The sequence below is a fragment of the Streptomyces sp. MCA2 genome, from assembly GCF_023544705.1.
Classification (GTDB): Bacteria; Actinomycetota; Actinomycetes; order Streptomycetales; family Streptomycetaceae; genus Streptomyces; species Streptomyces decoyicus.
Genome location: NZ_JAMJFM010000004.1, coordinates 200,651 through 213,565, shown reverse-complemented (window position 1 = coordinate 213,565; position 12,915 = coordinate 200,651). Strand labels below are relative to the sequence as shown.

Here is a 12,915-nt window from a genome sequence, read left to right as displayed (position 1 = left end):
CCCTCGGTCCGTGTGCCGCCGCTCAGACCTTCTTCAACAGCTGGGATCCGAACCAGTCGTCGGCGTCCCGTACCCCGGGCAGGATGAAGAAGTAGCCGCCGCCGAGCGGGGTGATGAACTTCGACAGCGGCTCGTGCCGCAGGCGCCGCTGTACGGTGGCGAACTGCCGCTCCGGATCCTGCTGGTAGCCGCAGAAGACCAGTCCGAGGTCCATCCGCCCGGAGCGGTCGAAGCCCCGGTCGTAGTTGTAACTCCGGCGCAGGAAACGGGAGTCGTCGGTCTTCTCGGTGCGCGGGTTGGCCAGTCGGATGTGTGCGTCGAGCGGGATCGTCCGGCCGTGCGGATCGTCGCGGTACCTGGGAGGGTCCGTCTCGTTCCGGCTGCCCAGGGGCGCACCGCTGGCCTTGCGCCGGCCGAAGATCTTCTCCTGCCGTGCTACCGGCACCTTGTCCCACTTCTCGATGTGGAAGCGGATCAGCCGCAGCACCTGATAGCTGCCGCCCAGGGCCCACTCCGGCTCCCCGCAGGGCGGGGTCACCCACAACAGCCGGTTCATCTCCCTGGCCGAGCCGGTGTCCGGATTGACGATCCCGTCCTTGAAGCCGACGAAGGTGCGCGGCGAGCCCGAGGGCCGCGAAGGGTTGAGGAAGGCGTCCGCGCGCCAGCGGGGCCGCAGCAGTCCCTCCGTCTCCCGCGCCAGATCGCGCAGCACATGGACGATGGCGTCCGGGTGCTGGGCGCAGATCTGGAGGGAGAGGTCACCGTGGCAGCGCGACGGCTCCAGCCGGTCGTCGGGGAAGGCCGGCATGGCCTTGAGATGCCGGGGCTTGTGCCCTGAGAGCCCGAACCGGTCGTCGAACAGGGAGGCGCCCACGCCGAGCGTGATGCTGAGGGAGTCGGGGGTGGGCTGCTCCGAGGCGGTCTGCTCGTCCTGTGGCTTCACCCCGGCCGCCAGCACCCGTGCGCGCGTGGTGAGCTTCTGGAACAGGTCCGTCAGGCCTTCACGGTTGTCGACCAGCACATCGAAGCCGACGAACCCGGCGAAGAGCTGCATCGGGGTCACGATGCCGGCCTGGTGGCGCCCATGGAAGGGGACCCGGTCGGGCAGCAGTCCCGCGTTGTTGCGGAACCCGCCCACGGGACGGTCCGCCGGAGCCGCCGACGCCTCCTTGCCGAGCCCGGTCGCGGCCGCCACACCGGCGATCCCGGCCGCGCACTTGAGAAAGCCCCGGCGCCCGTCGTCCCGCACAGGGGCACGTTCGTCGCCGGCCTGATCACATCTCATGGTCCCGCCCATCCTGACTGCGTCGTCCGGCAGCCGCGTGCCTGCACAAACCTGTGCGCGATGCTCGTCGCCCAGGACGCGTCGGCAGGGAGCAACACGGTCTCGGCGGCGGATATCACGCCTTGGCCGCGGGCCGGTCGTCCGAATGGCGCAGCAGGAGCGCCTCCCGCGCGACAGGGCCCCGGCGCGCTTCTAGCGTCGGCCCTGTGACCTGCCCGGACACGGCACAGCGCCATGCCGGGGCAGCCCGTCACGCACCACGCACCGCCACCGAGCCCATGGACCCCCACACATGAGCACATCCACCGACGCGAGCACCGTCATCGGCGAGGCCAGACCCGTCGGTGACGGCACATCCACCGAGGCGAACACGGCCCTCGGCGAGTGTCCCGCCACCGACGAGGGCACCGCCGTCGGCGCGGGCACGGTCGGCGCCGACGGCCCGGGCCTCGGCGGGCCCGCACCCGCCGGTGCGGACGCCTGCACCGACGAGGGCACGGCCGCCGGGGAGTGCACAGCAGTCGATGACGTCGTGTCCCCCGACGGGAGTACGCCGCCCGACGACCTGCCCCCGTCCTGGCTGCGCATCGAGAAGGGCCATGCCGAGCCCGAGGAAATCGCCGCGATCAGCGTCGTGCTGTGCGCCCAGCTCGCCCGCCTGCGCGCCCTCGCCGAGCGCGGTCCCACCGAGGAGCGGCTCGCCGGCCGGCGCCACCACGCCCGCCACACCGCATGCTGGTCGGGCTGCTGGTCCTGCGGCTGAACCCGCCCGGCCGCGGGCACCTCCGGGGAAGAGCGCGTCGGGCGAGGGGGCGCGCGGCTTGACGCAGTGCCATGCACGGTCCCGGGCGGGGCATCACCTGCGCCGAGCCGTGCGGCTCCGCCTCCTGCGGTCCCGCGGATTCCGCTCCCGCGCATCTCTCTCCCGACGCGCCCGGTGGCCCGGCTGCCCGCCGCCCGGGATGCAGCGGGCGGCCAGGACCGCAGCGGTGAGGAACCCCGCGGCAGCGATGCTCACCGCGGTGTGCAGGCCCGCGACGAGGCCGGTGGTGATCAGCGTGCCGAAGAGCGCGACGCCGAGAGCGCTGCCGATCTGGCGCGCGGCGTTGAACACCGCGGCGGCGGCGCCGCTGCGCTCGTCCGGCGCGGCCTCCATCACCGCCGCGAGGGAGGCGGGCATGGTCAGCGCGGTACCGAAGCCGGCGCAGGCCATGGGGGCCACCAGCGCGAGGTACGGCGTGCCGGGGCCGGCCACGAGCCAGCCGGCCAGTCCGGCCGCGCCCACGGCCAGGCCCGCCACCATGGGCAGCCGCGGCCCGGTGCGGGCCGTGAGCCGCCCGGCCAGCGCGGAGCCGACGGCCACCACGCCGACGGCGGGCAGCAACGCGAAACCGGTGCGCAGTGCGCTGTAGTGGTCGACCTGCTGGAAGTACAGCGGGGCCAGGAACAACAGCCCGTAGAAGCCGGTGTTGAGCAGCACGCCGATGACCGCGGAGGCCGCGAAGGCACGGGTACGGAAGAGGGCGATCGGCAGCATCGGCGCGGGCGAGCGCCGCTCCAGCGCCAGGAAGGCGACGAGTCCGGCGAGGCAGCCCGCGAAGGCGCCGAGCACGGCCGGATGCGTCCAGCCCAGTGCCCCGGCCTCGATGCATCCGGCGGCCAGGGCGGCCAGGCACACCGTCGCGGCGGCCTGGGCCGGCATGTCCAGTCCGGGGCGGGCGCGGTCGGCGGGGGAGGCCGGGAGGTGGCGGTGGGCGAGGAACAGTGCGGCGAGGCCGACGGGCAGATTGAGGAAGAACACCGACCGCCAGCCGAGCCCGGCGACCAGCACACCGCCCAGGACGGGCCCGGCCCCGGCGGCGAGGCCCGCGACGGTGCCCCAGACGCCGAAGGCGCGGGCCCGCGCCGCCCGGTCCTGGTACGCCGTCCGCAGCAGTGCCAGTGAGGACGGGACCATCAGTGCCGCCCCCAGCCCCTGCACCAGCCGGGCCAGGACCAGGACCGTGGCGGTGGGAGCCAGCGCGCACCCGGCGGAGGCCAGGGTGAACACCACCAGGCCGCCGAGGAACACCGCCCAGCCGGTCGCCGAGCCCGCCGCAGAAGAGCAGCAGTCCGGCGAACACCAGGGTGTAGCCGTCCACCACCCACTGGAGTCCGGTCACCCCGGTGTGCAGGGCGGTGCCGATCGCCGGGAGTGCCACCGTGACGACGGTGACATCCAGGATGACCATGAAGTAGCCCAGGCACACGGCAACGAGCGGCAGCGGCGACAGCCGGGGCGCGGTCCGTTGTGCCGTGGTGGGCGCGGAGATCGTGGGCATACGGTCAGTGTTCTGCCGGATCCGTTCGGCAGATGCCGAAACGTTCTCGCCATACGGGGCGGCAGCGGGAGAACGTTTCGCCATCCGCCGAAGCGTGACCGGCGTACCGTCGTGCCCATGGATGCCCGGACCGAGACCGACGTGGCCCATGTCGCGGCGGCGATCGGCGACCCCTCCCGTGCCAAGGTGCTGCTGGCCCTCGCCGGGGGCGGCGCGCTGCCGGCCAGCGCCCTCGCCGCCGAGGCCGGTGTCAGCAACTCCACCATCAGCGGCCATCTGGCCAGGCTCCTCGACGCCCGGCTGCTGACCGTCGAACTCGACGGCCGCCACCGCTACTACCGGCTCGCCACCACGGACGTCGCCCGCGCCCTCGAACAGCTCGCCCTGATCGCCCGTCCCCTGCCGGTGCGGTCCCTGAACGCGGACACCCGCGCCAAGGCCCTGCTGCGTGCCCGCCTCTGCTACGACCATCTGGCGGGCCGGCTCGGTGTCGCGGTGATGAGTGCCCTCCAGGAGCGGGAGATTCTCGCCGCCGAGCGGACGGGGAGCGGCGGTGGTTCCCCCGATGCCGATGCCGGCTCCGGCGGTACGGGTGCCGGTTCCCTCGACGTCGCCTACGTCCTGACCCCGCACGGCCGCCAGGAGCTGGCCGCCTTCGGCGTCGACACGGACCGCCTCCCTCGCCGCCGGGCGTCCGTCCGCTACTGCGTCGACTGGGCCGAGCAGCGCCACCACCTGGCGGGCGCCCTCGGTGCCGCCCTCACCGCCCGGCTGTTCGACCTGGAGTGGCTCCGGCACGGGAAGTACCGCCGCGTCGTCCATCTCACCGACGCCGGGCGGGAAGGCCTGGCGACCACCTTCGGCGTCCGGGACGACCAGGTCGAGTGAGGCCTGCCCCGGGGGCGTCCGCGTCGTCACCCGGGACCCGCTCCTCGGCATCGGCATCGGCGTCGGCCGGAGTCGGGGGCGGGGTCCGTCGAGCGCCTCACCACTGCGCTGAGTTCTTGATCAATGCGCTGCGTATAGGAAGTGTCCGCTGGTGGAGCGGAAGATTCCTCTTCGGCGATCGTCGAGTAGGGTCCGGCGAGCCGGAACAGAGAATCAAGGAGGCCGTTTTCGTGACGGAGCGTCAGGTGTCAGGTGGGGGCGACGGGGCCGGCGCGCCGGAAGTGCTGGCGCAGGAGCGCCGATTGCGCCGCGATCTGGGGTTCTGGGGCCTGACGGGGATCGGTTTCTCCAATATCGTCGGCTCCGGCTGGCTGTTCGCCGCGATGTACGCGGCACAGGTCGCCGGCCCCGCGGCGCTGCTCTCCTGGGTCGGCGCCGGTCTGCTGTGCGGCCTGGTCGCCCTGGTCATGATCGAACTTGGCGCGTCCCGGCCGGAGGGCGGCGGCACGGTCCGCTGGCCGCTGTTCGCCAGCGGCCGGCTCGTCGGTACCCTCATCGGCTGGTCGACCCTGCTGTCGGTGGGCGGAACCGCGGCCGAGATCAGCGCGATCATGCAGTACGCCGCGCACTACCTCCCGGGCATCTACAACGGGCACACCCTCACCCTCTCCGGGCTGGCCCTGGCCGCCGGGCTCAGCGTCGTACTGACGGCGCTGAACTGGTTCGCGGTGCGGATGTTCGCCCAACTCAACAACCTGGTCTCGGTGTTCAAGATCGTGATCCCGGTGGTCACCGTGATCGCGCTGATCGCCTCCGGCTGGCACTCCGGCCGTCTGACGGACCACGGCGGCTTCGCACCGTACGGCTATGTCGCGTGTCTGACCGCGCTGGCCGGCGGCGGCATCGTCTACTCCGTCAACGGCTTCCAGGCGCCGCTGGACTTCTCGGGCGAGACCCGCAACCCCCGCCGGACCATCCCCGCCGCGGTCCTCACCGGTATCGGCCTCGCCGTCATCATGTACCTGGCCCTGCAACTGGCGTTCCTCTTCGCCGTCCCCGAGAATCTGCTCGGCCACGGCTGGAAGGGGGTCTCCTTCGACTCGCCGTTCGGCCAGCTCGCTCTGATCCTCAATCTGCACTGGCTGTCCAGCCTGCTCTATGCGGACGCGGTGATCTCGCCCGGCGGTTCGGCGTACGTGGGCGTGGCGATCAACGCCCGGCACACCTACGCGCTCGCCAAGAACGGCACGATTCCGCGGTTCTTCATGAAGGTCAATGAGCGGTTCGGCGTCCCGCGCCGGGCCCTGGCGATCAACCTCGTCGTCATCATGATCTTCCTGCTGCCGTTCGGCGGCTGGCAGGACATCGTCAGCGTCATGGGCGACATGTATCTGCTGATCTACGCCGCCTCCGCGGTCGCGGTCGCGGTGTTCCGCGCAGAGCCGGGCGGCCACACCGCCGACTGGATCCCGGGGCTGGGCTGGATCGCGCCGCTCAGCTTCGTGGTGGCCAGCGAGTTCGTCTACTGGTCGGGCTGGCACGACCTGCGCCTCGCGCTGCCGCTCGTACTCGGGGGTCTGCTGATCTTCCTGGCCATGCGCCGCACCGGGGCACGCGCCGAAAGCGACAGCACCGGCCGGGACCACTCGCTCGGCGCCGAACTCCGCACCGGTGCCTGGCTGGTGGTCTATCTCATCGCGCTGACCGTGATCTCCTGGCTGGGCACGTTCGAGGGCTCCGGCCGGCTGCCGGCACCGTACGACTCGATCACCGTGGCCGCCCTCGCGTTCGTGGTCTTCTTCTGGGCCGTACGGTCCGGCGTCCGGCACCTGGCGATGTCCCCGGCCACGGACGCCTGAGCCCGGCGGCGGACGCCTGAGCCCGGCCGCGGGGCGGCGCAGGAGGAGCGGTACGGGCGGAGCGGTACGGGACCGGCCGGGCCTCCGAGGGGCGGCGCAGCAAAGGGTTGCTCCGCACGCACATCCGACTGCGGAGGGTGCCGTCCCGGCGGGATCACGGGGAGGGCGCGGCGGGGGGAGCCCCGCCGCACCCCGTGCACGCCGACGACCGGCAGGCACCATCGGCCGCGCGGCCGCCCGCCCTGCCCCGCGGCCGTCAAGCGGAAGTCACCCCCCAGAAATAAGATGAATCGGGAAAGGCGGGCTCCCCGGGAGCCCCGAGAGGCCAGGCCGGGCGGCCACCCGCGGACTGCCGTACGGGAGCACGCTCCCTGGTCGGTACACCGATGCACCTTGGAGCGGTCCATGCTTCGGCGTCGTCCCCCGCGGTCCGCGAGCGCTGACGACCTGTTGACCACGCTCGGACGGCTGACCGCTCAGGCGCGGGAAGGCGCCGAGACGCAGCGGGCCCGGGTGGAGCTGGCCGAGGCGCTTCAGCACGAGATGCTGCCGGCCGTGCTGCCGGGGACGCCGGGGCTGCGCGCCGCCGCCACCTATGCCCCCGCCCGGCACGGCCTGGACATCGGGGGCGACTGGTACGACGGCTTCACCCTTCCCGACGGCTCGCTGGCCTTCTGCATCGGCGATGTGCAGGGCCACGACGTCGAGGCCGCCGCCTTCATGGGACAGATCCGCTTCGGGCTGCGCGCGGTCGCCGGTCACGCCGCGGACCCGGGAGAGGTGTTGAGCCGGGCCAACGACCTGTTGGTCTCGGTCGACTGCGGGCTCTTCGCGACCTGCACCTTCGTCCGCTTCGACCCGGTGGCCTGGGAACTGTCCAGCGCCCGGGCCGGCCATGTACCGGGCATCTGGGCCACCACCGACGGCCGCTCCGGCCTCGCCGATGACCCCGGTGGCCTGCCGCTCGGCATCGTGCCGGGCGAGAGATATCCGGTCACCCGCCGCCGATTCGCCACTGCTGGGGCGTTTGTGCTGCTCACCGACGGAGTGGTCGAGGGGCCGTCGTTCCCGATCGAGGCGGGGCTGACGCAGGTGACCCGACTGGTCAGCGCCAACGCCGGGGGCGATCCGGCCACGGTGGCCGACGCGGCGATGAGCGTGGCCGAGTTCACCGGGCACACCGACGACGCCGCAGTGATCGTGCTGCGCTTCGACGCGACCGCGCCCAGAGCCGGGTGAAGCGCGGCACGGGCACGCGTGTCGCAGCCGACGCCCGGCCCTCGGCGTTGTCTGATGGCCGATGTGGTGCGCACCGGGGAACTCCGACGTCTTGCACCGGCCCTGACGATCCTCGGCCTCGCCGGCGTCTACTACGCGTCCGCCCGGATCGGTCTGCTGGATCAGGTGGTGATCGCGGGTGCCGTGGTCACGCCGTTGTGGCCGCCGACGGGCATCTCCCTGAGCTGTCTGCTCCTCCTGGGCCTGTGGACCTGGCCGGGCATCGCCCTCGGCACCTTCCTGGTCGTTGCCACGATCAGCCCGCTCGACGCCTCGGTCCTCGGGATCATGGCGGGCAACACCCTCGCCCCGGTCTGCGCCTTCCTGATGCTCCGCCGGGTGGGCTTCCGGCCCGAACTCGACCGGCTGCGCGACGGGGTGGCGCTGGTCGCCCTCGGCGCCTTCGCCGGGATGCTGATCAGCGCGACGCTGGGCACCGCGATGCTCCTCCTCAAGGGCGCGCTGCCGGCCGTGGGCTTCTGGCCGACCTGGGCGGCGTGGTGGGTGGGCGATGCGATGGGCATCCTCGTCGTCACTCCGCTCGTCCTCGCCTGCCGTACGATCCGGTGGCCCCGGGACGTCCCCGGCTACCGGTGGGCCGAGGCGGCGGCCCTGGCGGTGGTCTCGGTGATGGTGACGCTGGTGGCGGTCCGAAGTGAGCTGTCGCTGCTCTTCCTGGTCTTTCCGCTGATCGTGTGGGCGGCCCTGCGCTTCCAGCTGGCCGGCGCCGCGCCCTGTGTGCTGCTGGTGTCCGTCCTGGTCATCGCGGCGGCGAAGGCCCGGACCGGACCGTTCGAGGGCCAGAGCCTTCTGGAGGCGATGGTCAATCTTCAGGCCCTCAACGCGTCCGCGGCGCTCACCGCGCTGCTGCTGTCGGCGATCGTCACCGAGCAGAACAGCATCCGCCGCAAGATCGAGCAGGCCTGCGGCGAACTGGCCGACGTGGTGGACCGGCTCGCGCCGGGGGAGAGCCGGCGCCGCTGGCCGCCGGACGGTGACCACACCTGACCCGGCGCCCGGAGGTGACCGGTGAGCCGACCCGTCCGGTCAGTCCGGCAGCAGCTGCCCCAGGTCGTAGCCCACCGGCTCCTCCAACTGGGCATAGGTGCAGCTCTCCGGCGTACGGTCCGGGCGCCAGTGGCGGAACTGGGCGGTATGACGGAACCGGCTGCCCTCCATGTGGTCGTAGGCGACCTCGCACACCCGCTCCGGGCGCAGCGGCACCCACGACAGATCCTTGCCGCCGCTCCAGCGGCTGGGCCCGCCGGGCATCCGCCGCGAGGCATGCGCCGCCTCGTCGGTCCACGCGCCCCACGGGTGGCCGGAGACCTCGTCCATCCGCAGTGGCGCCAGCTCCTCGACCAGCGCACGCCGCCTGGCCATGGGGAACGAGGCGCACACCCCGACGTGCTGCAACTGCCCGTCGTCGTCGTGCAGGCCCAGCAACAGGGAGCCGACCACCGGCCCGCTCTTGTGCAGGCGGTAGCCCGCCACCACGCAGTCGGCGGTGCGGGCATGCTTGATCTTGAACATGGCGCGGTCGCCGGGCCGGTACGGCAGATCGAGCGGCTTGGCGACCACCCCGTCCAGCCCCGCCCCCTCGAACTGCGTGAACCAGCTGCGTGCCAGCTCCTGATCCGTCGTCGCGGGCGCCGTGTACACCGGCGCCCGCGCCGGTCGCAGCGCCTCGACCAGGGCTTCCCGGCGGGCCGACTGCGGCTCGTGCACCAGCGAGTCGGAGCCGAGCGCCAGCAGGTCGAAGGCGACCAGCGAGGCGGGCGTCCGCTCGGCGAGGGTACGGACCCGGGAGTCCGCCGGGTGAATGCGCTCCAGCAGCTCCTCGAAGTGCAGCCGGCCGTCGTGGGCGATGACGATCTCGCCGTCGACGACGCAGCGCCGCGGCAGCTCGGCCCGTACCGCGGTGACGACTTCGGGGAAGTAGCGGGTGAGCGGTTTCGTCGTGCGGCTGGCGATCTCGACGTCCTCGCCGTCCCGGAAGACGATGACGCGGAAGCCGTCCCACTTGGCCTCGTACTGCATGCCGGCGGGGATGTCGGTCACCAGCTTCGCGAGCATGGGGGAGACCGGGGGCATGACGGGCAGGTCCATGGTCCCGATCCTGAAGGCTGAGGCCGCTTCCCGCGCGCCGGACGGGAGCCCCGGGGGCCGCCCGGCCGGCCACCGCTTTTCCCGGCGCGCGGCGGCGGCGCCCGGAATCTAGCGTGGAGTCATGGCCGGAGCCGGAGCTGTGGAGCTGGACGTTGCGGGGCGCACCGTGCGCCTGTCGCACCCCGACAAGACGTATTACCCGGAGCGCGGTTTCACGAAGCTGGATGTCGCGCAGTACTACCTCGCGGTCGCCGACGGGGTGCTGCGGGGGCTGCGGGACCGGCCCACCACCATGCAGCGCTTCCCCGACGGCGTCGAGGGCGAGTTCTTCTACCAGAAGCGGGCGCCCAAGGGACTGCCGGACTGGCTGCCCACCGCCCGGATCGCCTTCCCCAGCGGACGGTTCGCCGACGAGATGTGCCCCACCGAGCCCGCGGCGGTCCTCTGGGCCGCCAACCTGGGGTGTCTGACGTTCCATCCGTGGCCCGTCCGCCGCGGTGACACCGAGCACCCCGACGAACTGCGGATCGACCTCGACCCGCAGCCCGGCACCGACTTCGCGGACGCCGCCCGGGTCGCCCACCTCCTGCGCGAGCTGCTGGCGGAGCACGGGCTGCGCGGCTGGCCCAAGACGTCCGGTGGCCGTGGTGTGCACGTCTATGTGCCGATCCAGCCCCGCTGGACGTTCACCGAGGTCAGACGGGCCGCGATCACGCTGGCCCGGGCGCTGGAGCGCCGGATGCCGGAGCTGGTGACCTCGGCCTGGTGGAAGGAGGAACGCGGCGCGAAGGTCTTCGTCGACTACAACCAGATGGCCCGGGACCGGACCATCGCCTCCGCCTACTCGCTGCGCGCCCGGCCCCGGGCGACCGTCTCCACACCGCTGCGCTGGGACGAGCTGTCCGACGCCGCGCCCGAGGACTTCGATCTGCGCACGGTCCCCCCGCGATTCGCCGAACTCGGCGATGTCCATGCGGACATGGCGGACCACGCCTTCGGCCTGGAATCCGTGCTGGAGCTCGCGGACCGTCAGGAGGCGGACGAAGGACTGGGCGATATGCCGTATCCCCCCGACCACCCGAAGATGCCGGGGGAGCCGTCCAGGGTCCAGCCGAGCCGGGCCCGTAAGCGCTAGGCATGCGACGTCGGGGCTGAAGGCGGCGAGGTGCCTGGCCAACGGCCGGCTCCGCCCGCTCCGCCGACCCGAACGGGGGTACCGGCCGCGGCTGCCACAGGGCGGGACCGGCCTCGCCGTTCGCCTGCCGGCGGGCCGCCCGGTCCCCGTACCCGGCATGCGCGCGCCCGGTCCGCGCGAGAACATTCCGCACGTGGCGCACGACAGGAACGCACCGGAGGCGGACCACCCGCACGCACTTCTGCATCCGGGGGCCCGGATGCCACGGCACCCCTCGCCGGATGCAGGCAGCACGTGAGCGCCTTCCCGATCGACTATGCGGCGGTCTTCCAGGCACTGCCGGGCGGAGTGCTGCTGCTCACCCCGCAGTTGGTGATCGCCGATGCCAACGAGGCGCTGCTGTGGCGGGCCGGGCGCGAACGCCACGAACTGATCGGGCGCCCCCTCTTCGATGTCTTCCCCGACAATCCCGAGGACCCCGACGCGTCGGGTATGCGCAATCTCCGGGCGTCCCTGGAACGTGTGGTGGCCACCGGGGTCCGCGACTCCATGGCGTTGCAGCGCTACGACGTCGAGGCGCCGGGCCGGCCGGGGACGTTCGAGGAGCGCTACTGGAGCCCGGTCAATACGCCCGTGCTCGACGCCGACGGACGGGTGCGGCTGATCGTGCACCGGGTCGAGGAGGTCACCGAGATCGTCCGGGCCGGTGCCGGGGACCATCCCGTCGACCGGGTGCGGATGGAGGCCGAGCTCTACACCCGCGCCCAGGATCTCCAGGAAGTCAACGAACGGCTCCGCCTGGCCCAGGTCCGGGAGCGGGAGGTGGTGCTGGCCCTTCAGGAAGCGATGCTGCCCGCGCCCCTGCCCGTGGGGCATCACCGGGCAGCGGTGCGCTACCGGCCCGCGGTCGGCGCGCTCAATGTCTGCGGCGACTGGTACGACCTGGCCGATCTTCCCGGGGACCGGATGGCGGTGGCGGTCGGCGATGTCGTCGGCCACGGCCTGGCCGCCGCCTGCGTCATGGGACAGCTCCGCAGCGCCCTGAGCGCCGCCGCCCGGGTCGCCGACGGCCCCGCCCGGGCGCTGGAGGTACTGGGGATCTACGCCCGCTCCGTGGACGGCGCGGAGTCCACCACCGCGGTGCAGGCCGTCATCGACTGGTCCACGCACACCCTCTCCTACAGCAGCGCCGGTCATCCCCCGCCGGCCCTGCTGCACCCGGACGGCACCGTGGAGCTGCTGGACCGGGCGACCGACCCGCCGTTGGGGGCGCGGCCCGAGCATGTGGACCGCCCGGAGGCGCAGGTCGCCTTCGCCGACGATGCCGTGCTGGTCCTCTACACGGACGGGCTGATCGAGCGTCGCCACGAGGACATCGACGTCGGTCTGGCGCGGCTGGCCGAGGCGCTGACCCGGCATCGGGGCGCCGATGCCGAGACGCTGGCCGACGCGCTGCTGGCGGATCTGCTGCCGCCCGGCGGCGCCACCGACGATGCGGCCCTCGTCATCACCCGACTCTGACCAGGCCGTTCACCAGGACGCTTTGCCGATTCATTACCGCGAGTGGAGCAATTCTTGGGGCCGTTGGAGTGGCTGTCCGCCGTGTCTGCACGGTTTCAGGTGGGACGCGGTACTCATCGAATGTCAGATTTCCTGCCAAACAGGAGAAACGCAATGCGCAAGTTCATAGGCCGCTCCGTGGCCACCGCGGCCCTTGCCGCCGCTACCGTCCTCCCGCTTGCCGGCATGGCTTCGGCCACCCCGCAGGCGCCGGCCGCAACGTCCAAGGGTGACCACCACGGTCGTCACCACCACGGTCACCACCACAGGCACCACTGCCACCACAACGGCGGCTTCAACGGCTTCAACGGTTTTGGCGGCTTCGGCGGCTTCGGCGGTTTTGGCGGCTTCGGCGGCTACAACGGCTTCAACGGCTACGGCGGCTGCGGCTACGGCAACTACGGCTACGGCTTCGGGGGCTTCCCCTTCGGCCTGCTGGGCATCCTCTGACCGGCAGTAGCACTGACAGGCCGCCGCAGC

Annotated in this window: 11 protein-coding genes; 8 read left to right on the top strand and 3 right to left on the bottom strand. The window is 72.5% G+C overall.

The window, feature by feature from the left end; genetic code table 11:
- Nucleotides 1-22: 22 nt before the first annotated feature.
- On the bottom strand, nucleotides 23-1,285 hold the full coding sequence (locus tag M8I34_RS05350) for a Dyp-type peroxidase (protein WP_250048134.1): 1,263 nt from the start codon (nucleotides 1,283-1,285) through the stop codon (nucleotides 23-25).
- A gap of 292 nt (nucleotides 1,286-1,577) precedes the next feature.
- On the opposite strand from M8I34_RS05350, the gene M8I34_RS05345 reads away from it, so the two are divergent.
- Nucleotides 1,578-2,048 carry an acyl-CoA carboxylase epsilon subunit gene (locus M8I34_RS05345; RefSeq protein WP_250048133.1) on the top strand — a complete coding sequence of 157 codons (471 nt, stop codon included), beginning with the start codon at nucleotides 1,578-1,580 and terminating at the stop codon, nucleotides 2,046-2,048.
- A gap of 93 nt (nucleotides 2,049-2,141) precedes the next feature.
- Here M8I34_RS05345 and M8I34_RS05340 read toward each other — a convergent pair whose 3' ends face one another.
- Nucleotides 2,142-3,356, bottom strand: coding sequence for an MFS transporter (locus M8I34_RS05340; protein ID WP_250048132.1), 1,215 nt, complete (start codon nucleotides 3,354-3,356; stop codon nucleotides 2,142-2,144).
- Nucleotides 3,357-3,723: 367 nt separating this feature from the next.
- On the opposite strand from M8I34_RS05340, the gene M8I34_RS05335 reads away from it, so the two are divergent.
- The 4 genes from M8I34_RS05335 (at nucleotide 3,724) to M8I34_RS05320 (ending at nucleotide 8,639) form a co-directional block, all read left to right on the top strand.
- On the top strand, nucleotides 3,724-4,494 hold the full coding sequence (locus M8I34_RS05335) for a helix-turn-helix transcriptional regulator (RefSeq protein WP_250048131.1): 771 nt from the start codon (nucleotides 3,724-3,726) through the stop codon (nucleotides 4,492-4,494).
- A gap of 230 nt (nucleotides 4,495-4,724) precedes the next feature.
- Nucleotides 4,725-6,353 carry an APC family permease gene (locus M8I34_RS05330; RefSeq protein WP_374210854.1) on the top strand — a complete coding sequence of 543 codons (1,629 nt, stop codon included), beginning with the start codon at nucleotides 4,725-4,727 and terminating at the stop codon, nucleotides 6,351-6,353.
- A 405-nt stretch (nucleotides 6,354-6,758) separates the two neighbouring features.
- Nucleotides 6,759-7,592 carry a PP2C family protein-serine/threonine phosphatase gene (locus M8I34_RS05325; protein ID WP_250048130.1) on the top strand — a complete coding sequence of 278 codons (834 nt, stop codon included), beginning with the start codon at nucleotides 6,759-6,761 and terminating at the stop codon, nucleotides 7,590-7,592.
- A gap of 54 nt (nucleotides 7,593-7,646) precedes the next feature.
- Complete coding sequence (locus M8I34_RS05320; RefSeq protein ID WP_284049952.1) at nucleotides 7,647-8,639, top strand: MASE1 domain-containing protein; 993 nt, start codon at nucleotides 7,647-7,649, stop codon at nucleotides 8,637-8,639.
- Between the two features lie 39 nt (nucleotides 8,640-8,678).
- Here M8I34_RS05320 and M8I34_RS05315 read toward each other — a convergent pair whose 3' ends face one another.
- The gene (locus M8I34_RS05315; protein ID WP_250048129.1) at nucleotides 8,679-9,740 is read right to left on the bottom strand and encodes an ATP-dependent DNA ligase; all 1,062 of its coding nucleotides are present in this window, start codon (nucleotides 9,738-9,740) and stop codon (nucleotides 8,679-8,681) included.
- Nucleotides 9,741-9,861: 121 nt separating this feature from the next.
- On the opposite strand from M8I34_RS05315, the gene ligD reads away from it, so the two are divergent.
- From ligD to M8I34_RS05300, 3 genes are all read left to right on the top strand, one after another.
- The gene (ligD, locus tag M8I34_RS05310; RefSeq protein WP_250048128.1) at nucleotides 9,862-10,875 is read left to right on the top strand and encodes a non-homologous end-joining DNA ligase; all 1,014 of its coding nucleotides are present in this window, start codon (nucleotides 9,862-9,864) and stop codon (nucleotides 10,873-10,875) included.
- A gap of 294 nt (nucleotides 10,876-11,169) precedes the next feature.
- On the top strand, nucleotides 11,170-12,396 hold the full coding sequence (locus M8I34_RS05305) for a SpoIIE family protein phosphatase (protein WP_250048127.1): 1,227 nt from the start codon (nucleotides 11,170-11,172) through the stop codon (nucleotides 12,394-12,396).
- A 153-nt stretch (nucleotides 12,397-12,549) separates the two neighbouring features.
- A complete protein-coding gene (locus M8I34_RS05300; protein WP_250048126.1) occupies nucleotides 12,550-12,885 on the top strand; it encodes a hypothetical protein in 336 nt (111 codons plus the stop codon).
- The last annotated feature ends 30 nt before the right edge of the window (nucleotides 12,886-12,915 follow it).

Bases quoted from the DNA above. Each gene is read 5' to 3' on its own strand.
- ligD (WP_250048128.1), top strand. From the start codon at position 9,862: ATGGCCGGAGCCGGAGCTGTGGAGCTGGACGTTGCGGGGCGCACCGTG.
- M8I34_RS05350 (WP_250048134.1), bottom strand. From the start codon at position 1,285: ATGAGATGTGATCAGGCCGGCGACGAACGTGCCCCTGTGCGGGACGAC.
- M8I34_RS05320 (WP_284049952.1), top strand. From the start codon at position 7,647: ATGGCCGATGTGGTGCGCACCGGGGAACTCCGACGTCTTGCACCGGCC.
- M8I34_RS05345 (WP_250048133.1), top strand. From the start codon at position 1,578: ATGAGCACATCCACCGACGCGAGCACCGTCATCGGCGAGGCCAGACCC.
- M8I34_RS05300 (WP_250048126.1), top strand. From the start codon at position 12,550: ATGCGCAAGTTCATAGGCCGCTCCGTGGCCACCGCGGCCCTTGCCGCC.
- M8I34_RS05335 (WP_250048131.1), top strand. From the start codon at position 3,724: ATGGATGCCCGGACCGAGACCGACGTGGCCCATGTCGCGGCGGCGATC.
- M8I34_RS05325 (WP_250048130.1), top strand. From the start codon at position 6,759: ATGCTTCGGCGTCGTCCCCCGCGGTCCGCGAGCGCTGACGACCTGTTG.
- M8I34_RS05315 (WP_250048129.1), bottom strand. From the start codon at position 9,740: ATGGACCTGCCCGTCATGCCCCCGGTCTCCCCCATGCTCGCGAAGCTG.